Raw genomic sequence first — 26,068 nt, 5'->3', positions numbered from 1 at the left:
ACCATCCGCAATAGCCATTCGGCTATCGATGTGCTACCACGCAGTTGCGCCCCTTGCTTTTGGCTGCATACAGCGCCTCATCGGCCTGGCGCAGCAATTCGGTCAGGTCGCTGTCGAGGCGGCCCTCGACCACACCGCCACTGATCGTCACCATCACTTCGCTTTCATCGAGGGGGTTTTCCACCGGCTGGGACTCCACCGCCAGTCGCAGGGTTTCGGCCTGCCGCTCACCCTGTTCCAGTCCGGTATTGTCCAGCAGCACCATGAATTCTTCACCACCGTAGCGGGCAACGGTGGCGTCCTGACCGAAGATATCCATGATGGTATTGGCCACGCTGACCAGCACTTCGTCGCCCATCAAGTGCCCATGATCATCATTGATGCGCTTGAAGCGATCCAGATCCAGCAGGATCAGGGTATAGGGACGTTCGGCACTGCTGTGCTGGCGGGTATCTTCCAGTTGGCGCACAAAGAGCCGACGGTTCATCAGCCGGGTCAGGGGATCCCGGGTGGACTCCCGGTACAGGTCCAGCAACATGCGCAACTGCCCGGTCTGTACCCAGATCATCGCCAGGCTGAAACACAATAACAGCCAGATACGATCAAGCAGCTCGCCGTTGTCCAGGCTGCGGGAATCGAGCCAGTAATCGGTCGCCAATACCGCCACCGTCACCACCACCGCCACCCGTATTCCGGACCGTATCGGTAGTGGCAATACCGCCAGCAGCGCCAGCAGAAAATAGGGAAAAGCCACGTAGCCCACCGGAATCGGCACCCCGTCCCGGAAGCTCCACAGGCTGACAAAATTGAACAGCAGCAGAATGCCGAGCAGGGAATGGAGCGACATCACCATCCAGCGGCGGTCGAGCTTGCACAAATAACTGAGCGGCAACAGCGGGGTCAGCATCACACCGGTGATCAGACGGACCTTCCACAGCAGCTTGAAATGAGCCGGATCCAGCACCCACCAGTCGACGGCAATCCAGCCGGCGATGCCGATAATAAGCAGGGTAACCAGCCAGCGAAAGCGAATGGCAACAAAACCGATACGGATGAGCTTAAAATCCCGGGAGTGATTGCGGTCACTCCAGTATTCCTTGAGTTCCAACCCATTCCCCTTTTCTTTAATCGTTAAACAGCAAACCGATAACGCGCCCGGGTTATGCCGATAATGGCATCGGAGCGACGATGACAGGAACCAAAAAAACGCCAACACTACCCAAAGCCCGCACGATGCGCCAGTGTATATTTCCCCCGGGTAAAAATCATCGCATCGGCCGGGGTTCCGCTGTTTCCGGGCAGCCAGTTGCAGGGGCCGGGGTTAAGTGACAGAATTCTGCTCACTGTATCAAGCCCAAGCATTAACAGGACTCCCATCTTGACCATCAGACTCTACGGCATCAAAAACTGTGACACCGTAAAGAAGGCCCGTAAATGGCTGGATCAACACGGCATCGATTATCACTTTGTCGACCACAGGGCCGACGGACTGGATCCGGCCGAACTGCAACACTGGCTGGAGCGGCTCGGCTGGGAGCAACTGCTCAATAAAAGAGGCACCACTTACCGTGCCTTGCCGGAGGCCGACAAGGCCAACCTGGGCCCGGATACCGCCGCCGCCCTGCTGCAGACCCATCCGGCGATGATCAAGCGTCCGCTGCTGGCAATGGACGACGAGCTGCACCTGGGCTTCAAACCCGAACTGTACTCCCGCTTATTCAATAAATAATCAAGGATTAGAATGACTGACTCTGCCGTGCTGGCCCTGACCCGGGACCTGATCAACCGCCCCTCCGTCACCCCCGAAGACGAAGGCTGCCAGGAGCTGATGGGCGCCCGTCTGGCCGCCCTGGGCTTCAAGCTGGAAACCATGGTGTTTGAAGACACCACCAACCTGTGGGCCCGCCGGGGCAGCGAAGGTCCGCTGTTCTGCTTTGCCGGTCATACCGATGTGGTACCGCCCGGCCCGCTGGATCAATGGCACACCCCGCCCTTCGAGGCCACCGACATCGACGGTTACCTGCACGGCCGCGGCGCCGCCGACATGAAAGGCTCACTCGCCGCCATGATCGTCGCCACCGAACGTTTCATCGCCGCACACCCGGATCACCAGGGCTCCATCGCCTTCCTGATCACCAGCGATGAAGAAGGCCCCTTCATCAACGGCACCACCCGGGTCATAGATACCCTGGAAGCCCGCGACGAGAAGATCACCTGGTGCCTGGTGGGCGAGCCCTCCTCCACCAGTGAAGTCGGCGATGTGGTCAAGAACGGCCGCCGCGGCTCGCTCACCGGCGACCTCGTGGTCAAGGGCATACAGGGTCATGTGGCCTATCCGCATCTGGCCGACAACCCGGTGCACAAGGCCGCCCCGGCCCTGAGTGAGCTGGCCAATACGGTATGGGACAACGGCAACGAGTTTTTCCCGCCCACCAGCTTCCAGATTGCCAACCTGCACGCCGGCACCGGTGCCTCCAACGTGATCCCGGGCGAGTTCAAGGTACAGTTCAACTTCCGCTTCAGCACCGAGCTGAACGAAGACACCATCAAGGCCCGGGTGCACAACGTGCTCGACGCCCACGGTCTGGACTACCACATCGACTGGCTGCTCAACGGCAAGCCCTTCCTCACCGACAAGGGCGATCTGGTCGAAGCGACCGTGGAAGCCATCAAGGCCGTCAAACATCAGGAGCCGGCGCTGCTGACCACCGGTGGCACCTCGGACGGCCGCTTCATCGCCCAGACCGGCGCCCAGGTGGTTGAACTGGGTCCGGTCAACGCCACCATTCACAAGCTCAACGAATGCGTGAAAATTGCCGATCTGGAGCTGCTCACCGACATGTATGAAGGCATTCTGGAGCGACTGCTGGCATGAACCCGCTCTGCCTGCTTGGCCTGAGCGATACTCATCTGGTGGCGCTGAACGAACCGGGTCACCGGCTGCAGGCCGACGCCAGAGGCGCCTTCATGTCCATGCAGGCGGCGGCGGCCGAAGCCGGTTTTCAATTGATGCCGGCTTCCAGCTTTCGCAGCTTCGAGCGGCAACTGACCATCTGGAACGGCAAGTACGACGGCAGCCGGCCGCTGCTGGATGCCGACAGCCACCCACTGGATACGCTGTCCCTGAGTGAACCCGAGCGTGTGCGCGCCATCCTGCACTGGAGCGCCCTGCCCGGCACCAGCCGCCACCACTGGGGCACGGATCTGGACGTTTACGATCCGACCCTGCTGCCCCCGGGGAAAAAGCTGCAACTCGAGCCCTGGGAGTATGAGCCCGGCGGCTATTTCCATCCGCTCAGCCGGTGGCTGGCCGCCAACATGGCCCGCTTCGGTTTTTATCTGCCCTATCACCGAGACCTTGGCGGTGTGGCAATAGAGCCCTGGCACCTGAGTTACCGGCCGCTGGCCGAAGGCTGTGCCAGCCAGCTGACACCACCTCTGGTGGCCGAGGCCCTGCGACTGCAGCCTATAGCGGGAAAAGCGCATATCCTTAACTTACTGGACGAGATTTTCGCCCGCTACATCACCACCACAACCGAGGAATAAGCCATGAGCACCTGGCTCTGGATTGCCCTGCCCCTGCTGTTTGTCGTCGGCCTGTTCGTCGGCGCCCTCAAGGACACCAAGCAGATTGAAAAGTCGGTGAAGAAAAACCGCGACAAGATGAATCTGAAAGACTGGGACACCGAAGAAAGCAAGAAGGACAACTGGGGGGTGCCCCCCGGCGAATACCATGCCGACGACGAAAACAAAAAGAAAGAAGACGACAAGGATGATAAGAAAAAAGGGACTAGGGATTAGGGACTGGGGATTGACCGCCAGTTCCCAACCGCCAATCCCTGATCCCTAATCACCAATTCCTGTTCCCCCTAGAACAACCCGAGTTGCTGCCCGATCAGGGCATCGAAGCTCAGGCCCGCAAAGGGCAGTATGGCGTCGGCCACCGGCTTGAGCTGGCGGTCGACATAATGCTGATAATCGATGGCCGAATGCCGGTATTCCACTGGCTCGGGGCCGTTCACCGTGATCAGGTAACGGATCACCCCTTTCTGCTGATAACGCAAGGGCACGCCACGCCGGGCATTGTGCTCGTCCGCCAGCCGCGCCGCCCGCACCTGCGGTGGCTGCGACTTCACGTACTGGGCCAGCGGCCGACGCAGGCGCTTGCGATACACCAGCTCCGCATCCCGTTCCCCGGCCAGGGTCTGGGCCAGAGTCTGGCGAACAAAATCGCTCGGATCCCGGTCATCAAACACCAGTCGGTACAGCTCGGTCTGAAAGGCCTGCGCCAGCGGCGTCCAGTCGGAGCGCACCGTTTCCAGCCCCTTGAACACCAGCTCGTTGACACCATTGCTGATACTCAGGCCCGCATAACGCTTCTTGGAGCCTTGCTCCTGGCCGCGAATGGTCGGCATCAGAAAACGGGCATAATAGCGCTCGAACTGCAATTCGAGGCAACTGTCCAGTCGCAGCTCCGTCGCCAGCCGTTGCCGCCACTGCCCGGTCATCAGGGCGGCCAGCCGCTGCCCCTCCTGGCTTGCCGTGCTTTCGTCGTGATGGCCCGTCAGCAGTACAAACACCGAGTCGGTATCACCGTAGATCACCTCGTGGCCTTCGTCCTCGATCCAGCGGGCGGTCTGCTGCATGATTTCGTGGCCACGCAGGGTAATGGACGACGCCAGCCGGGTATCGTAGAAGCGACAACCGCCGGAGCCGAGTACCCCGTAGAAGGAATTCATCAGGATCTTGATGGCCTGAGAGCGCGGCGCATCCCGCTCCCGCTTGGCCTGATCCCGCTCCTGCCACAACCGTTCGATGATGGCCGGCAGAAAATGCTGCTGGCGGGAAAATTGCGCGCCGCGAAACCCGGGAATGGCATCATCTTCCTTCAATCCCAGCACCAGCCCCAGCGGATCTATCCTGAAGGTGCGGATAATGGCGGGATACAGACTCTTGAAGTCCAGCACCAGCACATGGCGGTAGAGCCCGGGCCTGGAGTCCATCACATAGCCGCCGGGGCTGGCCAGGCCGCCACCGGCGGGCAGATTGGGCGCCACGAAACCGGCCCGGTGCAGGTGTGGCAGATACACCTGGGTAAAGGCGGCCACCGAGCCGCCGACCCGGTCCAGCTCCAGCCCGGTGAGCTGGCTGCGCAGCCGCAGGAAATCGAGCAGCCGGGTGTGCTCGAAGATATCCCACACCAGGCGGCAGTCTTCCAGGTTGTAGGCGGCGAGTTTGGGCTTGTTGTGCCGAAAGTCCCGGGTGATGGCCGCCAGCCGGTGTTCGACGTCTTCGGTCTGCTTGCCCCGCCCCAGCAGTTGCCGGGATACCGCTTCCAGGCTGAAGCTGTCGAACTGGTAACAGGCGGTCTTGAGCGCCTCGATGCCGTCTATCGCCACCCGTCCGGGCAGGGTCAGAAACACCTGACCGGTGTGGGTCGACTCCCGCAGAAAAGCCGCCTCGCCGCCCCGCCCCAGCCGCAACCGCAGGCCGTGCAGCGCCGCCCGCTGCAGCAGCAGCCGAAAATCGAAGCCGACCAGGTTCCAGCCGATGATGATATCGGGATCCTGGCCGTTCAGCTCCTCTTCCAGCGCCCGCAGCAGCGCCGGCTCATCCGCCACCCAGCGAACGTCGGTGTCCGCCGGCTCCGGCGAGCCTATCATCAGCACCCGCGCCAGCGTTTCACCGTAAAGGCCGATGGAATAGAGTTCACCCCGGGCCGAACACTCGATGTCGAGCGAGAGCACCCGAAAACAGGGGCTCCAGTCGCCGGGTTTGAGCCGGACCTGGTTGAATTGGCGATAACCGACGGCGGCGCTCGGCTGCCCGATAAAGGCCACCGAACCCCGGATGAAACGACTGAGCAGAAAGCGTTCGTGCAACCGCAAGTCATCTTCAAATACGCCGATGCCGTCACGCCGCAAGCGTTCCGCCGCCGCCCGGTGATCGGCGATGGTCGTAAAATACAGCACCGCCACCGGCTGATGTTCCAGGGTGTGCAAACCGGGGTCGGCCCACTGCGCCTCGATACCCGCCTGCGCCAGAGTCTCCAGCACCGCCTCCCGCCGTTCGGTGGGCACCATCAGCAACGGCCGTTCACCGGACAGCAGCAAGCGTACCGGTCCCTGTGCGGTACAGAGCCAATAGATGATTTCGGTGCTGCCGGCCCGATCACGGCTGTGGCGGGTCAGGATAAAACCCTGTTCGATGTCGGTCATGACGGCATTATACCCCTTAAGGGAACCTGAGGGATGAGACCAGTCCCAGACCATCTTTTGGATTCTGGATCCAGAGGCAACACCGAATAAGGGATCTGCTCCAGCGACCATCACATGACCGGGCCGAAAAATGCTCCTGCCGTTCCGGCATTCCCGCCATTCCTGGCGGTCAGATGTCATGTGTTGAGCGTCACAGGGATGCTTGAGCGAGTCGGTGGAGCGGACCCTTTGTTCGAAATTGACATGACAATCAAACATGAAAAAGCCCCGTCAATGCAGGGCCTGTCATATTGGGCAAAGCCGGTCAGGGATTAGCGGATCAGATCGGTACGCTGAAAGGCTTCGCCGAGAGTACGCGCCAGCTGGCTCAGAACGTCGGCAGACACCGGCGCCTTGTTCTTGTCACTCAGGGTAATGCTGCTCTGTTCACCCAGATCGCCGAGCTGAATGCGGTATTGCTGCTCGGGAATATCCAGCGCCGTCAGTTTCAGGTCACGCCACTTGCCCTTGCTCAGACCGTCGAATTCCACATCGACATAGCCCAGCGCCTGCTGGCGGTTGGTCAGCTCGAAACCAAGCTGCGGCAACAGGGTGATCAGTCGCTTCCAGCTCCGGTCGTAACCTTCATCGGTCAGCAAGCGGGCCTCGGACTGATCCAGAGTCAGGTTGATGGGGCTGCGGTCGAGCAGTTCCTGGCGCTTGGTCAGTTCGCGTTGATAAGACAGCGAGAAGGCATTCAGCATCGCCGCTTCTGCCCGCTGCCGGTCCTGTGCCAGAACGATGTCATCGCCCTCGGCACTGACCTGAACCGCCACCGCCCGGCGAACCGCATCCGGCGTCAAGCGCCAGCTGAACTGCTGCTTTTCGTTGCCGATGGCCCGGCCATCGCTGCGCCAGCCCTGAGCGGACTGACTGAACTCGGCCTTTTTCCCCTTGAAGAAGGCGTCCAGCGCCTGGTTCAGCTCCTGCTCCAGAGGCTGATCCAGTCGTTGCTGGTAAAACCAGAGCCCGCTGCCGTTGTCCATGACTTCGGTACCGCGCACCAGCGGCAATACCTGGGTGGGAGGACGCACATCCACCGCCTTGCCGGTGACACCACCGATGGACCCTTCGGTAGGAGCCGGGATCACGTATTCGTTGTTGAAGTCCGGTGCTTCCAGTCCGGTCGGGATCAGCAACGGGGTCGTTCTCAGCTTGGCATCTTCGTAGTCAAATCCCCGATTCGCCTGCGCACGGGTCTCGGGGTTGCTGCAGCCGGCCAGCACACTCATGGCCAGCAGCCCTAGTACCATTTTTTTTGAATTCAACGTTTTATCCACGCCCTGTTAACTCCGCTTTAAGTAACGCTTCCCTTACCTGTTCCTGCCCCGAAACGTCCAGGGGGATCAAGGGCAAACGCGGCATTGAGGTGTTGATGAGCCCGAGCTCGGCACAGGCCCACTTCACCGGTATGGGATTGGTATCACAAAACAACTGCTGATGCAGTGGCAACAGGCGCCGGTTGATGGCTTCGGCCTGCGTCCAGTCGCCGGCCAGTGCCGCCCGGAACAGCTCGGCCATGTCGGCCGCCGCCGCATTGGCGGTGACCGAAATCACACCATGGCCGCCCAGACGCACAAAATCGAGCGCCAGATGATCGTCGCCACTGAATAACAGAAAATCCTCGCCGCAGCAGCGTTTGAGCTCGCTGACCCGGTCGAGGCGTCCGCTGGCCTCTTTGATACCGATAACGGGATCTAGTTCCGCCAGCCGCCCTGCGGTGTCCGGCAACAGATCGCAGCCGGTACGACCGGGCACGTTATAGAGGATCTGCGGCAGGCTGCTGGCATCGGTAATGGCGGTGTAATGGGCCAGCAGGCCAGCCTGGGAAGGCTTGTTGTAGTAAGGCGTCACCGACAGCCCCGCCGTCACGCCCATCTCTGCCATCGCCTGGCTCAGGCGAATGGCTGGCGGGTATTGTTGGAGCCGCAGCCGCCGATCACCGGAATGCGCCCCTGGGCATACTCCACCACCCGCCGCACCACGTCCAGGTGTTCGTCGGTGCTCAGTCGGCGACTCGCCGGTGGTGCCCATGGCGGCAATGGCCGCCGTGCCGCTGCTAACATGGTAATCCACCAGCCGTTGCAGGCTGTCGTTGTCCACCTCGCCCGCCGTCGTCATCGGCGTGACCAAAGCCACTATGCTACCGCTGAACATAGTAAATTCCGTTAAGGTTCAAGTCGGGCTATGGTAGTGGCGGCCCCAGTGGAATACAAGAGAGGCGCTGGAGCCCCTTGCAATTTGTGCTACCATGGCGTCCCTCTTCCACCGACATTTTCGGATAGCCAGATGACTCATCATCTTGTGGTCACCGCCATTGGTGAAAACAGAGCCGGCATCGTGAACGAAGTGGCACGCCAGGTCACCGACTGCGGCTGCAATATCGTCGACAGTCGTCTCGGTATCTTCGGCAATGAATTCACCTTTATCCTGTTGCTGTCCGGCAGCTGGAACCAGATCACCCGGCTCGAGACCACGCTGCCGCTGTTCGGCCAGAGTCAGGCCCTGATCACCATGATGAAACGCACCCAGGTGCTGAGCCAGCCGAGCTATGCCCTGAGCGCCGATGTGGAGCTGGTGCTGGCCGACAGGCCCGGCATCGTCAATCGCTGCACCCAGTTCTTCAGCGACTGCGGCTGGGATATTCAGGCCATGCAGAGCCAGACCCTGTCCGGCAGCGAGTCCGGCAAGTTTCAGGCGCATTTTCAGCTTAACCTGCCCGAGCAGCTGGCCGATGACGAGGCCGAGGCGGCCGTCGACCGGTTATGCCGGGAGCTGGAATGCGAGCGCCACAGCCTTCGCCTCAAACGCAAATAAATTCAAGGAGCCCGTCGATGACCTATTTACCCGCAGGAAGCCCCGCCCCCGCCTTTACCCTGCACGATCAGAACGGCAAGCCGGTCAGCCTGGCCGACTTCAGCGGCCAGAAGGTACTGGTGTATTTCTACCCCAAGGCGATGACCCCGGGTTGCAAGGTACAGGCCTGCGGCCTGCGCGACAGCCGTGCCGAGCTTGAAGCACAAAATGTGGTGGTGCTGGGCATCAGCCCGGATCCGGTGGCCCGGCTGAAGAAATTCGAGGAAAAAGACGAACTGAACTTTACCCTGCTGTCGGATGAAGACCACGCCGTGGCCGACGCCTTTGGCGTCTGGGGTCTGAAAAAGTTCATGGGCAAGGAATACGATGGCATTCACCGCATCAGCTTTCTGATCGACGAAAGCGGCACCGTGGCCAAGGTGTTCGACAAGTTCAAGACCAAGGATCACCATCAGGTGGTGATGGATTACCTGAACGGGTAATTCTTGCCCCACAAGCACTCGCCCAAAGGGCCAGATCCGTCGACTCGCTGTAGATACGTCCATGTACGCTCTCCGTTTCATCCCTGAAACGAAAGGTCGACGGAGCAGATCCCTCTGCCCGATATACTCGCCTCATTCAACCCTGTTCCCTCTTTAAACCCAGGTCAGACAATCTATTTCAGGGCCGCTTGTTGAAGTGCCCTACCAGCCAGAAGCCGGCGACCATGGCGGCGATGAAAAGCCCGGCCTGCCATTGCAGGCTGGCCCCCAGCCCCAATGCGGGGCCGGGACAGATGCCCGCCAGCCCCCAGCCGATACCAAACAACGCTGAACCCGCTATCAGCCGTTTATCGATGAGCGGCGCCGGTACCCTGGGCAACTCGGTACCCAGTACGCAGTGACGGCGTCCTTGCCGGCGCCACAGCCAGTAACCGGGCGCAAACACCGCCAGCGCCCCGCCCATCACCAGCGCCAGGCTGGGATCCCAGTCGCCGAACAGGTTGAGAAAGCCCTGTACCTTGACCGGATTTATCATGCCCGATACCACCAGTCCCAGGCCGAACAAGGCACCCGATAACAGTGCAATCAATATCAACATACTTATGCTCCCACGCCCAGCAGCGTCACGGTAACGATACCGGCGGTCATGAATATCAGCGTCGCCACCACAGAACGCCACGACAGGCGGCCCATGCCGCAGATACCGTGCCCGCTGGTGCAGCCGTTGCCGAGACGGCTGCCGATGCCGACCAGCAACCCGGCCAGCGCCAGCCTGAACACGGAAAATCGCTCCAGTGACGGCGCCGTCACCCAATCGGAACCAAACAGCACCAGCGGCACCAGTATCAGCCCGGCCACGAAGGCGATGCGCCAGCCCTTGTCCGGCTGGGCGCCGATACCGGCGACGATGCCGCTGATACCGGCAATGCGCCCTCCGGCCAGCAGTAACAACAAGGCCCCGCTACCGATCAGCATGCCCCCCAGCAAGGCACTCCAGGGGGTAAAATTCACTATGGTCATGGCACCACTCCAATCCGGCAAGGTTTGGTCAACAATACAACAGCCCGTTTAATTAGGAAACTCTTATATATAGATGTTAATCAATCTGCCCTTCGTTATTTACAACACCGCCCTCAGCCGTCAAGATGGGCGCCATTCGGCAAGCGTGTACTAACAAGGAAGAGAGCATCATGCAGTTGCCTGCATTAAACCGCCCCCGGCATCACCTGTGTTTTTTCAGCCTGGATCCGCAGTTCTGCCTCACGCCGTTAACCGCACTCCCCGCCGACGATATTCGCCTGCCCGACAGAACCCGCTCGCTGCTCTGCCAGCTGGATGAGCACGACCGTTGCCAGCTGGAACGGCTGTGCACGGCAGGAAAAGCGGCCAGCATCGGCCTGACCATCGCCGGTCGGCGCTGGCAGTGTCACCTGGCTCCGACCGAAAACCACCACTGGCTGCTCAGTGCCGAAATGGCGCAGGTCCGGCACGAAGACCGGCTCGGCCTGCTGGAATGGCAACTCCAGCGGGGCTGGGCGCAGGATGCCCCCCAGCTGTCGGCTCAACTGCCGGAGCTTGTCGATACCCTGATCAGCCAGCAGGGCGCCGACCGGGTGATCCTGTGGCGCCATTACCCGGCAGAAGAGCTGCTGCGTCCGCTATACAGCCAGGGGCTGTCCTTTTCGTTACAGCCGGTCAAGGCCGAGCGTCGCTACCTGCGCACCCTGCAGCAACGCGGGGGCCTGAGTTACAGTCACTGCAGCCAGCAACCCCTGCTCAGTGCCTTCTCTTATCTGCCGGGAGATGAAATCCAGCACCGGCTCGATGTTCCCCTGCTGGTCGATAAAGAACTGGTGGGACTGCTGAGCCTGGAGTACCGCCGGCAGCGGGCACCGGTGACAGCGTCGGATATGCAGTTCGTCTCTGCGGTTGCCACGCGCCTGGCCGCCTTGAGTCACACTCCCTCCCTGCCGGTGCCCCCTGCCGATATCGATATCGGCCACCTGACGCCGCTGTTGTCACGTCATACCGGCCAGGATTTTTTCAACCAGCTGGTACAACAGCTGGCCACGCTATGCGGGGCCGATATCGCCCTGGTGGGACTGCAACATTACCGGAAGGACCAGGTCAGAGTGGTGTCCTGCCAGATGGACGGTCAGCTGCAACCGCCGTTCAGCTATCATCTGGCCGGCACGCCTTGCCACTTCAGCCGCGAACCTACGGCGAATATCTGCATTCATCGCAGCCATATCGCCGAGCAATTTCCCGGCGACAAGCTGCTGCAGGAAAAGGGCATGCAGGCCTATATCGGCCTGTCGATCAAAGACGAGCACCGGCAGCCTCTGGGCATACTGGCGTTACTGTTCAAGCAACCCCTGACCGAGACCGCCGCCCTGCAGCGTCTGCTGGAGCAGCTTGAAAGCAGAGTCAGAGACGAGTTACTGCGCCGTCGGGACAAAGAAGCACTGATGGTGGCGGCGGCGGCCTTTGATGCTCAGGAAGGGCTCTTCATCACCGACAGCCGAATGCAGATTCAGCGGGCCAATAACGCCTTTGCCCACATCAGCGGCTACGAGTGTGAAGAACTGTCCGGCCGCTCGGTGCTGAGCCTGAGGGCCGATGATCCCCACAGCGCCACGATAGAAATCATTATCCATGCCATGGAGCAGCATGGCCGATGGCAGGGGGAGCAGCGTCTGCTGCGCGCCGATGGTCAGGAGCTGCCGGTCAATCTGCGCCTGACCCGGGTTCGGGACGGACTGGGCATCATGCACTATGTGTGCTGTGTCGAAGATCTTTCCGAGCAGAAGGCCGACAAGCAACGCATAGAAAAAATGGCCTATTGCGATGAACTCACCGGACTGCACAATCGCCGTTTCATGGTTGAACATATCAACCATACGGTGGCACTGGCCGAGCATGAATCGAGCCGGGGAGCCCTGCTGCTGCTCGATCTGGATGACTTCAAGAATATCAACGATTCACTCGGCTATGCCATCGGCGACGACCTGCTGGTGCAGGTGGCCGAGCGGCTGAATACCTTTGCCGGTCAGATAGAAGGCGCCAGCCTGGCACGCATCGCCAGCGATGAATTCGTGTTGTTGTGTCCCGATCTGGGCCATGGCTACATCGGTGCCAAGACCCGGGCCGAACAGCTGGCCCTGAGCCTGCGTGAACAGTTTTTGTTGCCGTTCCAGCTCGGCAGCCTGCGCCTGTATCTGAGTGCCAGCATCGGCATCAGCCTGTTTCCGGTGGCCAGCCTGGGCCTGGAAGAATATATGCGCCAGGCCGATACCGCCAACCACATCGCCAAGCGCATCGCCCCCGGCAGCCATGTGTTCTTCAACCAGGAAATGGCCGACGAGGTGCAGGAGCGATTGCGTATTTCCAATGCCCTGCAACAGGCTCTGGCCAACAATGAGCTGGAGCTGTATTTTCAGCCCCAGCAGCAGGTGCAAGACAACCGGCAGCTGGGGGTCGAGGTGCTGTTACGCTGGTTGCCGCCGGGCAAGAAACCGATACCGCCCGGCCACTTCATTCCGATAGCGGAAGAAACCTCGCTGATCTGCGATATCGGAGACTGGGTATTGCAGCAGACCTGCAGCCGTATCCAGAGCTGGCAGGCCGGGGGGCACGCACCGGGCCGGGTGGCGGTCAACATCAGCGCCCGGCATTTTCACAGCACCCACTTTGTCTCCCGGCTGTCGCGGTTGCTGCTGCAGTACCCAGCCTGTCGCCACAACCTGACCCTGGAAGTGACCGAAGGCGTGATACTGGAGAACCTGCAGGAAAGCCGCAACCGCATGACGCAAATCAAGGCACTGGGCGTCAATCTGTCGATAGACGACTTCGGCACCGGCTATTCTTCCTTCGCCTACCTGCGCGAGCTGCCGGTGGATGAACTGAAGCTGGACCGCTCTTTTATTCAGCATATCGACCAGCGGCCCCAGGACAAGGCCATCATCGCCTGCCTGCTGGAGCTGGCCAATACGCTGCAATTGAGCGTGGTGGCTGAAGGCGTGGAAACCGAGCCCCAGCTGGCCACCCTGGCCGAGCTGAACTGCCCGGCCTATCAGGGTTATCTGCGGGCCCGCCCCATGCCGGAAGCCGACTTGCTGCGCTGGCTGGCAGCGCAGTAACGGCACCGTTATTCAGCCCGAGTCATCTCCGCCGTGCAGCATCTGTCATCTCCGCGAAGGCAGAGATGACAACAAAGGTCCCTAACAAAGGCCCCTGAAGCTGGTCAGCGCGCCAGGGGCCTTATGATTATCCTCACCTCATCCTGTGCCGGCGCTGTTACTGCAATACCGCCTTGATGGCCGCCTCGGCACAGGCCTGATCCAGATGACTACCCGGAGCGCCGCCCACGCCAATCCCGCCCACCAGCTGGTCGCCGACGCGCACCGGCAGTCCGCCGCCCAGCATCAGGATATCCGGATGCATGTCCCGCAATCCGGCCAGGTTTGGTTTATCGGCGATGAGATCCGCCAGCTCGGCGGTGCTCTCCCCCAGAGACGCGGCGGTATAGGCTTTCTTGCGGGAGCTTTCTATCGTGTGCGGACCGGCCAGTTCATCCCGCGCCAGGGCCTTGAGCACACCGGAGCGATCCACCACCGCCACGGTCACGTGGTAACCGTCTTCGGCGCACTGCCGGAGCCCTGCGGTCACCATCTGCTGGGCGGTATCGGTACTGAGCACGGCGGTGTTCACGGTCTGCGCCTGAACACCCAGGCTGGCCAGAGCCAGTAACGCCAGATATTTTTTCATCACTTGTCTCTCCGTGGTACATGTCCGGGTCACTATACCCACTCCTTATTGACGCTGCATTACCGTTTCATTACCTAATTCGAGGGAGTTATCGGTGTTGCCTCCAGGCCAAAGCATCAATATGTTCAGATACTTAACGGGGTGAGTATTACCTCACCAAGCATCGAGTGCTAGAATACAAAAAATCTCAACATCAGCAGGACAAGTAATGAAATTTTTCATCCTGGCGGTCGTCATTCTGGTCGTGGCCTTTTATTTCATCAGAAACTCAAACCACAAGAAGGCGGCGCTTGAAAACATCGAAGCAGGAAACGCGTTTTTAGCAGAAAACAAAACCAACGAAGGTATGCAGGAAACCGCTTCCGGCTTGCAGTATGAAATATTAACCAAAGGCGAAGGCAGCGTTCACCCCAGTGCCAGTTCAACGGTCACCGTGCATTATCATGGCACGCTATTGGACGGCACCGTCTTTGACAGCTCGGTAGAACGCAAAGAACCCATCAGCTTCCCGTTGAATCGAGTGATAAGAGGCTGGACCGAAGGCGTACAACTGATGGTAGTGGGTGACAAATTCAAATTTTTCATCCCATCCAAACTGGCCTACGGCAACAGCCCAGCCGGCACCATAAAACCGGGATCCTTGCTTGTTTTTGAAGTGGAACTACTGGAGATCGAATAACTTAAATAGCGCCCTATTCTCCGTACGACTGGTACAAGAATAAAAGGGCCTGGCTGGCCACCTGCATCATCCGGTTGGTCAGCCGAAGCCTTTATCGAATCAGCTTGTCAGCTCTGCTTAACCAGGCTCAGTGACTGAACGGACGGAGTTAGGTGTATAACGCCGCCAACACGCGCAGCTTTGTAGTGGAGGCGAAGCCGCAACGGAAAAGCTGTCGCTGTGCCTGGCTTTGTTAGGCGTGCGCATTGTAGCTGGGCTTGCCTTGGCGCTTGACCTGTCCGGTCTTATTACTCAGCATGCAGTTGGCCTGGAGTCATCGTCTCTCTGCACCATGTCAGTCGCGAACCTGTGTTCTGGATCAAAGTGAGGATGGCCAATGTTATACATGAATTGATTGGCCCCAAATCTTATTCCTTTGATAGCTTTTACATGGCTTTCCTTATGGTGGTAACATTTTTCCTGCATATACTCTCTAAACCTTGTTCGTTCGCTCATAGATAAAGTTGGGGTGCGAGTAAAAAACATGCCATTGACGAAGTAGGCGGAGCCTGAACCTTCAATATCATTCCCCAAAGTTGTGGGAGCAGGCATACGAAGATTCATATTTAAGTTTGAGCTTCGGATGTCGACAATCTGTAATCCATCTGCTTCAAGAACTACTCGAAGAATATCATCTACAGGGAAAATGCTTACCATTAAAGATACAGACCTATCTACCGTCTTATCTGGTGATATAAAGTCGCTGGTCATACTGAGACCGTCAGCATCAATTATGCGAAGAGCAAGGATATCTTCTGATTTTCGAAACAAAGAAATCCTGTTCTTATCCCGCTCCCAACCCACATCGAAAACACAACCATTTTCCCTTTCAAAGGGGTCTAGTTGATAAAGCAACGCAATTGTTGATCCTGACCACTGATTGGATTGCGGGTACTTTGCCGAGTACCACGCTTGCATTGACGCCAGCAGGTTACTAGTGATATATTCTCTTTGAAGCGATCTAACATTCTGACAACCCTGAGCTGGTCAATTTGCTCTGAGAGTCCTGCGACTATCGCAACTGGGAAGCCAAGATGCATCGTGACCCCATAACGTCGCTCGAACTTTGAACGTACGGATTGCTCCCTTAGTTGCTCTATATAATCTATGCACTGGGAAAGGTAGCTCTGCATCTCAGCGTACCATGAGTCCCTGCGTGTCCTATTTTTGAGCACTTTCGTATCAGGGCGCTTTAGCTCAAGCAGCTGCCAAAGCCCATCGTCGCGCTGAACAATAAAATCAGGAATATAGTCTCCTAGAGTTTCGCTCTCTATCACGGGGTGAGGTATCGCATTCGTATATCCCAACGCTTGAAACAGAGATGAGTGCTCTTCTAAGCACCTCTGAAAACTTTGCTCAGATTCATCAAGCTGGATTAGCACGGAGAATTTTTCTATTCCATTTTCGACGAGAGTACAAAATTGAGCATTATTCATAACTGTTACTTACACCTTAACTTATGCAGAGCAATCACCTAAAAACTAGGTCCAGGGCCTAACATTTTTAATACTACGCATATACGCTCATGCTCATATTTCTGCTTGGTCGTGCTCGGTATCAACGGACAAGCCAGCTACAACCCATTGATAATAAAAGTCTTTTAAAATATCACCGAGCACATATAAGCAAGTGACTGCAGCAATACAAGCACTTTAGCTGAGCCATAAAAGGTACGGTATAAAAAATCAGGCTTTCAGACCGCTACTTCCTATTCATTAATTTACATACGAATTAACTTCAAATGAGACCATTTTGGACGGAGTAACGGTGAAGTGCAATTAAAAAACCACGGAAATACCGCCGTATGCGGCGGCCTCTGCCAACAGGCCATTCAGGAGCATCAGGGAGGACAAAGGGATCTGCTCCGCCGACCTTCTGTTTCAGGGATGAAACAGAGAGCGTACACGGATGTATTTATAGCGTGTCGGCGGAGCGGGCCCTTTGTCCGACCTTTACGCCCAGATGAAAGAGATCATTTGTTTATAACTTACGTTATGCTGCGCAGAAGCGGCCGCTACAAAAGACGGTGCAGTTCCCCTCCCCTTCAAGCACAAAAAAAAACCGGCCGCAGCCGGTTTTTTCATAAAAGGTTAACGCTCGGGCTTTAGGCCAACTTACTTGCCTAACAGGGCATTCGCCTTTTCTACCACGTTGTCGACGGTGAAGCCGAACAGCTTGAACAGGTCACCGGCCGGAGCCGACTCGCCGAAGGTGGTCATGCCGATGATGTCACCACCGAAGCCTACGTACTTGTACCAGTAGTCGGCAATGCCGGCTTCCACCGCCAGACGCTTGGTCACGGCGGCGGGCAGCACGCTTTCCTTGTATTCGGCAGACTGGGCATCGAACACATCGGTACAAGGCAGAGACACCACTCGTACCTGCTTGCCGTCGGCGCTCAGCTGCTCATAAGCGGCTACCGCCAGTTCCACTTCGGAGCCGGTGGCGATGATGATCAGCTCGGGCGTGCCGGCGCAGTCTTTCAGCACATAGCCGCCTTTGGCCACATCGGCCAGCTGGGCGTCGGTGCGATCGACCTGACCCAGGTTCTGACGGGAGAAGATCAGCGAGGTCGGGCCGTCCTTGCGCTCGATGGCATGTTTCCAGGCCACGGCAGACTCAACCTGATCACAGGGGCGCCAGGTGCTCATGTTCGGGGTCAGACGCAGCGAAGCAATCTGCTCCACCGGCTGGTGAGTCGGGCCGTCTTCACCCAGACCGATGGAGTCGTGGGTATAAACGAAGATGGAGCGCTGCTTCATCAGCGCCGCCATGCGCAGGGCGTTGCGGGCATATTCCACGAACATCAGGAAGGTGCCGCCGTAAGGCACGAAACCACCGTGCAGGGCGATGCCGTTCATGATGGCGCTCATGCCGAACTCGCGCACACCGTAGTGCAGGTAGTTACCGCTGGCGTCTTCGGCGCTGATCGGCTGAGAGGCCTTGTGCATGGTCAGGTTGCTGGGGGCCAGATCGGCGCTGCCGCCGAGCAGTTCGGGCAGAATGGCACCGAAAGCATCCAGGGCATTCTGGGACGCCTTGCGGGTGGCAATCTTGGCCGGGTTGGCCTGCAGGGTCTTGATGAAGTCGGCACTCTGGGCAGCCCAGTCGGCCGGCAGATCGCCATTAACGCGACGCTTGAACTCGGCAGCCAGTTCCGGATAGGCAGCGGCATAGGCGGCGAACTGCTCGTTCCAGGCGGCTTCGGCGGAAGCACCCTTGTCTTTGGCATTCCAGTCGGCATAGATGTCGGCAGGAATTTCAAACGGAGCATGGCTCCAGCCCAGCTGTTCACGGGTGGCGGCGATTTCCGCCTCGCCCAGGGGGGCACCGTGACAGTCGTGAGTGCCGCCCTTGTTGGGCGAGCCAAAACCGATCACGGTCTTGCAGCAGATCAGGGTCGGACGAGCGGTATCGGCGCGGGCGGCGTCGATGGCGGCGGCCAGGGCGGCGCTGTCATGGCCGTCCACGTTGGCGATTACCTGCCAGCCGTAAGACTCGAAACGCTTGGGGGTATCGTCGCTGAACCAGCCGTCGACGTGACCGTCGATGGAGATGCCGTTGTCATCCCAGAAGGCAATCAGCTTGCCCAGACCCAGAGTACCGGCCAGGGAGCAGGCTTCGTGGGAGATACCTTCCATCAGACAGCCGTCGCCCAGGAAGGTGTAGGTGTGGTGGTCTACTACTTCATGGCCGGGGCGGTTGAACTGGGCGGCCAGGGATTTTTCGGCGATGGCCATGCCCACGGCGTTGGTGATGCCCTGACCCAGGGGGCCGGTGGTGGTTTCGATACCCGGCGCATAGCCGTACTCGGGATGACCCGGAGTCTTGGAGTGCAGTTGGCGGAACTGTTTGAGATCGTCGATGGACAGTTCATAACCGGTCAGGTGCAGCAGGGAGTACAGCAACATGGAGCCGTGACCGTTGGACAGAATGAAGCGGTCACGGTCGGCCCAGTTGGGGTTGCCGGGGTTGTGCTTGAGGTAATCACGCCACAACACCTCGGCGATATCCGCCATACCCATGGGGGCACCAGGGTGACCGGAATTGGCTTTCTGTACCGCATCCATACTGAGTGCACGCACGGCATTGGCCAGCACTTGACGAGAAGGCATCGACATCTCCTGAGAACATTAACTTGAAAGGGGTGAAGAAACGCCGGTATTGTCCCAAAGACTGCCAGATGGCGCAAATCTAATCTCCCGCGGGCAAACAAGATGTGCAGACGACTTTTTACTGGCAATCGGTGCGGTGCCTCTCTAGAATAGCCATCCAGATGTTAATACCGCCATGATGGCGCGTCATTACACCCCAGATTAATTAAAGTTAGGAAAGAATCATGGCCAGACTGTTTACCTCCGAGTCCGTATCCGAAGGTCATCCGGACAAAATTGCCGATCAGATCTCCGATGCGGTGCTGGATGCCATCATCAAGCAGGATCCCAAGGCGCGCGTGGCCTGCGAAACCTACGTCAAGACCGGCATGGTGATCGTGGGTGGTGAAATCTCCACCAGCGCCTGGGTCGATATCGAAGAGCTGGCCCGTCGCACCGTGCGCGATATCGGCTACACCAGCTCAGAGATGGGTTTCGACGGCGACAGCTGCGCCGTGCTCAACGCCATTGGTAAACAGTCTCCGGATATCGCCATGGGCGTAGACCGGGAAGATGCCGACCCCTATGCCCAGGGTGCCGGCGATCAGGGCCTGATGTTCGGTTATGCGTCCAACGAAACCGACGTGCTGATGCCCGCGCCCATCACCTACGCCCATCGCCTGGTCAAGCGCCAGACCCATGTGCGCAAGGCCAAGGAACTGCCCTGGCTGCGTCCGGACGCCAAGTCCCAGGTGACCTTCGTCTACGAAGACGGCAAGCCGGTGGCCATCGACGCCGTGGTACTGTCAACCCAGCACGGCCCGGACATCGATCAGGCGACCCTGCGCGAAGCGGTGATGGAGCTGATCATCAAGCCGGTGCTGCCGGCCGAGTGGCTGACCAAGAACACCAAGTACTTCATCAACCCGACCGGCCAGTTCATTATCGGTGGCCCCATGGGTGACTGCGGCCTGACCGGACGCAAGATCATCGTCGACACCTACGGCGGCATGGCTCGTCACGGTGGTGGCGCCTTCTCCGGCAAGGATCCGTCCAAGGTGGATCGCTCCGCCGCCTACGCCGCCCGTTACGTGGCCAAGAACATCGTCGCCGCCGGTCTGGCCGACCGCTGTGAAATTCAGGTGTCCTACGCCATCGGCGTGGCCGAGCCGACGTCCATCAGCGTGGAAACCTTCGGCACCGGCAAGGTGTCCGAGGAGCTGATCGACGCCCTGGTGCGCGAGCACTTCGATCTGCGTCCTTATGGCCTGATCCAGATGCTGGACCTGAACCGTCCCATCTACCAGTCCACCGCCGCCTACGGCCACTTCGGTCGGGACGAATTCCCCTGGGAAGCGACCGACAAGGCCGAACTGCTGCGCGACGCCGCCGGCCTGAAGTAAGCATCAAGGGGAAGCAAACGCTTCCCCTTTTTTTACCTATTCATACAGATTGTTTGCTGAGCCTCATGATGTCATCGGACAAAGGAACCTCTCCAGCGACACGCAACAAGCACTTCCTTGTGAGCTCGCACATGCCATCCATGGCATGTGACGGTCGCTGGAGCGGCACCCTTTGTCCTCCTTTCACACTGAATGGCATCTTCCAGTGCAAAGTCCCGCACAGCATGCAGCCAACTGTCATCTGTTTATCTTATCCATGAACCAGCCAAGCCAAACACTGCGCCAACAGGTACTGGACCGTGTTGAATACTGCCTCACCCTCACCGGCCAAAAACTGGACCGCGAATTTTCGTTCCCCGTCGTCAACTTCAACCAGCGCGGCCGCATCGCCGGTTCGGCCTGGCTGGAACGCTGGGAGCTGCGCTTCAACCCGGTGCTGCTGGCCGACAACGAGACCGACTTCATGACGGACATCATCCCCCATGAAGTGGCGCATCTGGTCGCTTTTGCCTGCTACGGCAAGGTCAGGCCGCACGGCAAGGAATGGCAGCACATCATGCAGTCGGTGTTCGGACTTCAGCCGCATACCCGGCATCGACTGGACACCGCCAAGGTGGCGCCGACGTTCGGCTACCAGTGCGACTGTCGTCAACATCGACTGAGCCAGCGCCGTCATAATAATATTCAGCGTGGCAAGCAGCGCTATCAATGCCTGCATTGCAATACACTGTTGTCGTTAAGTAAGATCTAATAACCGATGTGGATTCTGGGGCTGGTTTGTCTTTCTCGTCACCCTCGCGAAAGCGGGGGTCCAGTGCCTTTGCTGGCGACTCGCAGCCTGGCCGTTCTGCGCCACAAGCCCTGGATTCCCGCCTTCGCGGGAATGACGACAGCACCATGTCTGTTATGCTGCATGACTTATCCGTGACCGACACCACCAGAAGGAAAGTCCCATGATCAAGATTGGCGAACAATTGCCCGCACAGAGCTTTACCTTTATCACCGACGCCGGCAAGACCGAGGCCGACAGCACCGCGCTCTTTGGCGGCAAGAAGGTGGTTATCTTCGCCGTACCCGGCGCCTTTACGCCCACCTGCTCCAAGGCCCATTTACCCGGTTTTGTCGCGCTGGCTGACCAGTTCGAGGCCAAGGGCGTGAGCCTGTATTGCCTGTCGGTCAACGATGCCTTCGTGATGCGCGCCTGGCAGCAGGCCCAGAATGCCGGCGCCATCACCATGCTGGCCGACGGTGCCGGTACCTTTACCCAGGCGCTGGGGCTGGCCAAAGACACCGGTGAATTCGGTGGCCTGCGGGCCCAGCGTTTTGCGCTGGTGGCAGACAATGGCGTGGTCACCGCCTTGCAGGTAGAAGCGCCGGGCAAGTTCGAGGTGTCTTCCGCCGAGGCCATGCTGGCCCTGCTGTAACGGTACCCAGGGGACCCCTTTCGGTCCCCGCTTCCCGCCACCAGCCCTTTCCCCGCCCCGGTCCCGGATGATAAGCTTGCCCCGCCATTACACCATAATAAATAACGAGTCGTGCGCTATCTCATTCTACTTCTGGGCTTCAGCTCCTGGCTGGCCCATGGGGACGCCTTGTCCTTTCGTCAGGCCAAGAAAGTCGCCCCCGATATTTACAACGATTACCCGGTGACCTTTTACTGCGGTTGCCCCATCGACGTCACCGGCAAGAAGCTGATACCGGATCTGGAACGCTGCGGCTACCAGGTCCGCAAACAGCAAAAACGGGCCAGCCGTGTCGAATGGGAACACGTGGTCCCGGCCTGGGAGTTCGGTCATCAGCGCCAATGCTGGCAACAGGGGGGCCGCAAGAACTGCACCCGCAACGATACGCTGTTCAAGCAGATGGAGGGCGATCTGCATAATCTGGTACCGGCGGTGGGTGAGGTGAACGGCGACCGCTCCAATTACCGTTTTTCCGAATGGAACGGCAAGCCGAACCAGTATGGTCGCTGTCAGATGCTGGTCGACTTCAAGGGCCGCAAGGCGCAGCCTCCCATGGAAAGCCGGGGGGCCATCGCCCGCACCTACCTGTACATGCAACAGCAATACCAACTGAAAATTGCCGCGCAGCAACTCAAGCTGTTTGAAGTCTGGAACCGGCAGTATCCGGCCAGCGACTGGGAGTGTGAACGGGATCATCGTATCGGCACTATCCAGGGCAACCGCAACCCCTTTGTGAAGGAGCAATGCGAACATTATGCGTATACCCCGAATCCATGAGCCCGCCGCGCTGTCTTGCGGCCTTGAGCTGGCACTGTCGGAAGACGGTGCCAACCATGTCGGCCGGGTGCTGCGCATGCAGCCCGGTCAGCAACTGGTGCTGTTCAACGGTCAGGGCGGCCAGTATCAGGCCGAAATCCTGCAGGCGGACAAGAAATCGGTCCGGGTGCGGGTCGGCGACTTCGAGGCGGCCGACAGCGAGTCGCCGTTGCATTTTCATCTGGGGCAGGTGATCAGCCGCGGCGACAAGATGGAATTCACCATCCAGAAATCGGTGGAGCTGGGCGTCAACGTGATCACCCCGCTGTTTTCCAGCCGCTGCGGCGTCAAACTCTCCGGCGAACGGCTGGAAAAGAAGCTGCAGCAATGGCAGAGCATCGCCATCGCCGCCTGCGAGCAATGTGGCCGCAACCGCATTCCCGAGATCCGCCCGGCCATGGCCCTGGAGCAGTGGCTGGCAGAAGAAACCACCGATCTCAGGCTCAATCTGCATCCGAGAGCCAAATACAGCGTCGGCACCTTGCCCGCCCCCGAAGCCGGCATCAGACTGTTGGTGGGGCCAGAGGGCGGTCTGTCCGATGAAGAAATAACCCGGGCCCGTGAGCACGACTTTATTGATATACTACTCGGCCCCCGGGTACTGAGAACCGAAACCGCGGCGCTGACCGCCATCACCGCCCTGCAATGCCGATTTGGAGATCTTGCATGACCATTAAACTGGGTATCGTGATGGACCCCATCCAGTCCATCAACATCAAGAAAGACACCAGCTTCGCCATGCTGCTGGAAGCCCAGCACCGGGGCTACGAGCTGTGGTATATGGAGATGAGTGACCTGAGCCTGCGCGACGGGGAAGCCTTCGGCCACATGGCCCGGCTGACCGTAAAGGAAGACGCCAGCCAGTGGTTCACCCTGGAAGACGCCGTGCGCCAGCCATTGAGCTCGCTCGACGTGATCCTGATGCGCAAGGATCCTCCCTTCGATACCGAGTATATCTACGCCACCTACCTGCTGGAGCGGGCCGAGGGCGAAGGCACCCTGATCGTCAACAAGCCCCAAAGCCTGCGGGACGCCAACGAGAAACTCTATACCGCCTGGTTTTCGGAACACACCCCCACCACCCTGGTCAGCCGCAAGGCCAGTGATATCCGCGCCTTTCATCAGGAGCACAAAGATATCATCATCAAGCCGCTCGACGGCATGGGTGGCGCCTCGATTTTCCGGGTGAAAGAGGACGATCCCAACCTGGGGGTGATCATCGAAACGCTCACCGAACACGGCAGCCGCTATTGCATGGTGCAGGCCTATCTGCCCGCCATCAAGGACGGCGACAAGCGCGTGCTGGTGGTGGATGGCGAACCGGTTCCCTACTGCCTGGCACGCATTCCCCAGGGCGGTGAAACCCGCGGCAATCTGGCCGCCGGAGGCCGGGGCGAAGCCCGTCCCCTGAGCGACAGCGATCGCCGCATCGCCGAGGCCCTGGGCCCGATACTCAAGGAAAAAGGCCTGATCTTCGTAGGGCTGGATATTATCGGTGATAAACTGACCGAGGTGAATGTCACCAGCCCGACCTGTGTACGGGAAATCGAGGCGGCCTTTCCGGTGAACATCTCCGGCATGCTGATGGACGCCATCGAAAAACGCCTGTCCTGACAGCAGGACCCTGACCGCCCCCGCCAGCCCTGTGCCGGCGGGGCCGTTACCGACCCAAGACGAGATGACATGGACTCACTGCAACATCATTTTCTTATCGCCATGCCCAGCCTCAAGGATCCCTTCTTCGCCGGCTCCGTGACCTATATCTGCGAACACAACGACGAAGGCGCCATGGGGCTGGTGATCAACATTCCCATCGATATGCCGCTGCATGAACTGTTGCATCAGCTGGAGATGCAGCCGGACGATGTGCCCGAGATGGACAAGCCGGTACTGCAGGGCGGGCCAGTCGCGGCCGACCGGGGCTTTGTACTGCACACTCCGGTGGAAGGGTTCAGCTCCAGTCAGCTGCTGGCCGATAACCTGATGATCACCACCTCGCCGGACGTATTGCAGACGCTCGGCACCGAACAGGCGCCCGAACACTACCTGGTTGCCCTCGGCTATGCGGGTTGGACTCCGGGGCAACTGGAGCAGGAGCTGACAGAAAACAGCTGGCTGACCATTCCCGCCGACACCGGGCTGATCTTCGATACCCCCCTCGCCCAGCGCTGGCAGCAAGCCATCGCCCGCCTCGGCATAGACGCCCGTCATCTGTCGTCTCAGGTGGGTCACGCATGAGCCTGACCTTGCTGGGCTTCGACTACGGCATGAAAAGCATCGGGGTGGCGGTAGGCCAGCAGCTCACCGCCTCGGCCCGTCCCCTACTGGCGCTGAAGGCCAACGAAGGGGTACCCAACTGGGATCAGATTGCGGCCTTGCTGAAAGAGTGGCAACCGGATCTGCTGGTGGTAGGGCTGCCGCTCAACATGGACGGGACCGAGCAGGACATCAGCCGCCGTGCCCGCAAGTTTGCCAACCGCCTGCACGGTCGCTTCGGCATCAGGGTCGAGCTGCAGGACGAACGCCTGACCACCACCGATGCCCGTGCCCTCCTGTTTGAAGCCGGTGGCTACAAGGCGCTGGGTAAAGATGCGGTGGATGCGGTCTCGGCCCAGTTGATCCTGGAGTCCTGGATGGAAGACCCTTCGGGTAGCTGTAAGCCATAAGCCTGCCTTTTAGTCACAACTCATTGAGAATGACCGTCATGCGAAGCAGCAGCGCGATTACGCTCCGCCGACACGCTTCAAGCCCATCCATGGGGCGCTCAGCAAATGCCATCCTTGGCATTTGACGGTCGACTCCGGCAATCCCCGCTGCCACTTCGTGAAGCTGCTGTGCAGCCCTGTCAGATACTGACCGTCAACTCCGTGCTCAACCAAGGAGGGCAAAGGGCCCCCAGGGATGATGAGATGGACACCTCTTGTGTAACCGGCGTCGCGATGCGCCATATTTGGGTTGAAGCTCAAATAACCACAAAAGGTGTCCACTATGAACATTACGCTTATTGGTATCGATTTGGCAAAGAATGTGATTCAGGTTTGTGGCATTAATCAAGCTGGCAAGGCGGTGTTCAACCGCAAGGTCGCCCGGCACAAGGTACTGGAGCTGCTCAGTCAGCACCCTCAGGTGCCCATCGCCATGGAAGCCTGCAGCGGCTCCAATTATTGGGGGAGAACGCTGCAACAGCTAGGGCATCAAGTCATGCTGTTACCGCCCCAGCATGTCAAGCCGTTCGTCAAAGGTAACAAAAA

27 protein-coding genes are annotated in these 26,068 nt (G+C 59.1%); 17 read left to right on the top strand and 10 right to left on the bottom strand.

What is annotated here, in order from left to right:
• Positions 1-22: 22 nt before the first annotated feature.
• On the bottom strand, positions 23-1,108 hold the full coding sequence (locus BFR47_RS08845; protein ID WP_071472726.1) for a GGDEF domain-containing protein: 1,086 nt from the start codon (positions 1,106-1,108) through the stop codon (positions 23-25).
• 270 nt (positions 1,109-1,378) lie between these two features.
• Between BFR47_RS08845 and BFR47_RS08840 the strand changes: the two genes are divergently transcribed.
• Genes BFR47_RS08840 through BFR47_RS08825 form a run of 4 tightly spaced genes read left to right on the top strand, consistent with a single transcriptional unit; the run spans position 1,379 to position 3,801 of the window.
• On the top strand, positions 1,379-1,729 hold the full coding sequence (locus BFR47_RS08840; protein WP_071472725.1) for an ArsC family reductase: 351 nt from the start codon (positions 1,379-1,381) through the stop codon (positions 1,727-1,729).
• Between the two features lie 12 nt (positions 1,730-1,741).
• Positions 1,742-2,875, top strand: a complete 1,134-nt coding sequence (gene dapE / locus BFR47_RS08835) for a succinyl-diaminopimelate desuccinylase (protein WP_071472724.1) — start codon at positions 1,742-1,744, stop codon at positions 2,873-2,875.
• Positions 2,872-3,546, top strand: coding sequence for a M15 family metallopeptidase (locus BFR47_RS08830; RefSeq protein ID WP_071472723.1), 675 nt, complete (start codon positions 2,872-2,874; stop codon positions 3,544-3,546). Before dapE ends, BFR47_RS08830 begins: the two co-directional genes overlap by 4 nt.
• Positions 3,547-3,549: 3 nt before the next feature.
• Positions 3,550-3,801 carry a hypothetical protein gene (locus BFR47_RS08825; protein ID WP_071472722.1) on the top strand — a complete coding sequence of 84 codons (252 nt, stop codon included), beginning with the start codon at positions 3,550-3,552 and terminating at the stop codon, positions 3,799-3,801.
• A gap of 68 nt (positions 3,802-3,869) precedes the next feature.
• Here BFR47_RS08825 and BFR47_RS08820 read toward each other — a convergent pair whose 3' ends face one another.
• From BFR47_RS08820 to dapA, 3 genes are all read right to left on the bottom strand, one after another.
• Positions 3,870-6,218, bottom strand: coding sequence for a DNA polymerase II (locus BFR47_RS08820; protein ID WP_071472721.1), 2,349 nt, complete (start codon positions 6,216-6,218; stop codon positions 3,870-3,872).
• 311 nt (positions 6,219-6,529) lie between these two features.
• A complete protein-coding gene (gene bamC / locus BFR47_RS08815; RefSeq protein ID WP_245748862.1) occupies positions 6,530-7,525 on the bottom strand; it encodes an outer membrane protein assembly factor BamC in 996 nt (331 codons plus the stop codon).
• Between the two features lie 4 nt (positions 7,526-7,529).
• Positions 7,530-8,414 (bottom strand): 4-hydroxy-tetrahydrodipicolinate synthase, encoded by an 885-nt coding sequence (gene dapA / locus BFR47_RS08810; protein ID WP_425433999.1) that lies wholly within the window; start codon positions 8,412-8,414, stop codon positions 7,530-7,532.
• Between the two features lie 132 nt (positions 8,415-8,546).
• Between dapA and BFR47_RS08805 the strand changes: the two genes are divergently transcribed.
• The gene (locus BFR47_RS08805) at positions 8,547-9,074 is read left to right on the top strand and encodes a glycine cleavage system transcriptional repressor (protein ID WP_071472719.1); all 528 of its coding nucleotides are present in this window, start codon (positions 8,547-8,549) and stop codon (positions 9,072-9,074) included.
• Positions 9,075-9,091: 17 nt separating this feature from the next.
• On the top strand, positions 9,092-9,556 hold the full coding sequence (gene bcp, locus BFR47_RS08800; RefSeq protein ID WP_071472718.1) for a thioredoxin-dependent thiol peroxidase: 465 nt from the start codon (positions 9,092-9,094) through the stop codon (positions 9,554-9,556).
• A 178-nt stretch (positions 9,557-9,734) separates the two neighbouring features.
• Here the strand turns inward: bcp and BFR47_RS08795 are convergent, their stop codons facing one another.
• Positions 9,735-10,154: a DUF6691 family protein gene (locus tag BFR47_RS08795; RefSeq protein WP_071472717.1), complete on the bottom strand. Its 420-nt coding sequence runs from the start codon at positions 10,152-10,154 to the stop codon at positions 9,735-9,737.
• A 2-nt stretch (positions 10,155-10,156) separates the two neighbouring features.
• Positions 10,157-10,576, bottom strand: coding sequence for a YeeE/YedE family protein (locus tag BFR47_RS08790; protein ID WP_071472716.1), 420 nt, complete (start codon positions 10,574-10,576; stop codon positions 10,157-10,159).
• 170 nt (positions 10,577-10,746) lie between these two features.
• Between BFR47_RS08790 and BFR47_RS08785 the strand changes: the two genes are divergently transcribed.
• Complete coding sequence (locus BFR47_RS08785; RefSeq protein ID WP_071472715.1) at positions 10,747-13,695, top strand: bifunctional diguanylate cyclase/phosphodiesterase; 2,949 nt, start codon at positions 10,747-10,749, stop codon at positions 13,693-13,695.
• A gap of 157 nt (positions 13,696-13,852) precedes the next feature.
• Here BFR47_RS08785 and BFR47_RS08780 read toward each other — a convergent pair whose 3' ends face one another.
• Positions 13,853-14,323, bottom strand: a complete 471-nt coding sequence (locus tag BFR47_RS08780) for a GlcG/HbpS family heme-binding protein (RefSeq protein ID WP_071472714.1) — start codon at positions 14,321-14,323, stop codon at positions 13,853-13,855.
• 208 nt (positions 14,324-14,531) lie between these two features.
• On the opposite strand from BFR47_RS08780, the gene bamJ reads away from it, so the two are divergent.
• Positions 14,532-15,002, top strand: coding sequence for a BamJ family beta-barrel-assembly machinery protein (gene bamJ, locus BFR47_RS08775; RefSeq protein ID WP_071472713.1), 471 nt, complete (start codon positions 14,532-14,534; stop codon positions 15,000-15,002).
• 291 nt (positions 15,003-15,293) lie between these two features.
• Here bamJ and BFR47_RS17780 read toward each other — a convergent pair whose 3' ends face one another.
• The 3 genes from BFR47_RS17780 to tkt form a co-directional block, all read right to left on the bottom strand.
• Entirely contained in the window at positions 15,294-15,896 is a 603-nt protein-coding gene (locus BFR47_RS17780) for a hypothetical protein (RefSeq protein WP_139215139.1), read from the bottom strand.
• The gene (locus BFR47_RS08770) at positions 15,881-16,477 is read right to left on the bottom strand and encodes a Shedu anti-phage system protein SduA domain-containing protein (protein ID WP_071472712.1); all 597 of its coding nucleotides are present in this window, start codon (positions 16,475-16,477) and stop codon (positions 15,881-15,883) included. Before BFR47_RS08770 ends, BFR47_RS17780 begins: the two co-directional genes overlap by 16 nt.
• 678 nt (positions 16,478-17,155) lie before the next feature.
• Positions 17,156-19,156 (bottom strand): transketolase, encoded by a 2,001-nt coding sequence (gene tkt, locus BFR47_RS08765; RefSeq protein ID WP_071472711.1) that lies wholly within the window; start codon positions 19,154-19,156, stop codon positions 17,156-17,158.
• A 224-nt stretch (positions 19,157-19,380) separates the two neighbouring features.
• Between tkt and metK the strand changes: the two genes are divergently transcribed.
• The 9 genes from metK to BFR47_RS08720 form a co-directional block, all read left to right on the top strand.
• Positions 19,381-20,538, top strand: a complete 1,158-nt coding sequence (gene metK, locus BFR47_RS08760) for a methionine adenosyltransferase (protein ID WP_071472710.1) — start codon at positions 19,381-19,383, stop codon at positions 20,536-20,538.
• Between the two features lie 256 nt (positions 20,539-20,794).
• Positions 20,795-21,289: a SprT family zinc-dependent metalloprotease gene (locus BFR47_RS08755; protein WP_071472896.1), complete on the top strand. Its 495-nt coding sequence runs from the start codon at positions 20,795-20,797 to the stop codon at positions 21,287-21,289.
• Between the two features lie 202 nt (positions 21,290-21,491).
• A complete protein-coding gene (locus tag BFR47_RS08750) occupies positions 21,492-21,962 on the top strand; it encodes a peroxiredoxin (RefSeq protein ID WP_071472709.1) in 471 nt (156 codons plus the stop codon).
• Between the two features lie 111 nt (positions 21,963-22,073).
• Entirely contained in the window at positions 22,074-22,778 is a 705-nt protein-coding gene (locus BFR47_RS08745) for an endonuclease (protein ID WP_071472708.1), read from the top strand.
• Positions 22,756-23,487: a 16S rRNA (uracil(1498)-N(3))-methyltransferase gene (gene rsmE, locus BFR47_RS08740; protein WP_071472707.1), complete on the top strand. Its 732-nt coding sequence runs from the start codon at positions 22,756-22,758 to the stop codon at positions 23,485-23,487. Before BFR47_RS08745 ends, rsmE begins: the two co-directional genes overlap by 23 nt.
• Complete coding sequence (gene gshB, locus BFR47_RS08735) at positions 23,484-24,431, top strand: glutathione synthase (RefSeq protein ID WP_071472706.1); 948 nt, start codon at positions 23,484-23,486, stop codon at positions 24,429-24,431. Before rsmE ends, gshB begins: the two co-directional genes overlap by 4 nt.
• Before the next feature lie 69 nt (positions 24,432-24,500).
• The gene (locus BFR47_RS08730) at positions 24,501-25,055 is read left to right on the top strand and encodes a YqgE/AlgH family protein (protein ID WP_071472705.1); all 555 of its coding nucleotides are present in this window, start codon (positions 24,501-24,503) and stop codon (positions 25,053-25,055) included.
• Positions 25,052-25,483 (top strand): Holliday junction resolvase RuvX, encoded by a 432-nt coding sequence (ruvX, locus tag BFR47_RS08725; protein WP_071472704.1) that lies wholly within the window; start codon positions 25,052-25,054, stop codon positions 25,481-25,483. The genes BFR47_RS08730 and ruvX overlap by 4 nt, the downstream gene beginning before the upstream one ends.
• A gap of 322 nt (positions 25,484-25,805) precedes the next feature.
• The coding region (locus tag BFR47_RS08720; RefSeq protein WP_139215138.1) for an IS110 family transposase at positions 25,806-26,068 on the top strand (263 nt) is incomplete at its 3' end.

Source organism: Oceanisphaera psychrotolerans (assembly GCF_001870485.1).
Lineage (GTDB): Bacteria > Pseudomonadota > Gammaproteobacteria > Enterobacterales > Aeromonadaceae > Oceanimonas > Oceanimonas psychrotolerans.
This window is presented reverse-complemented; position numbering and strand designations above follow the sequence as displayed.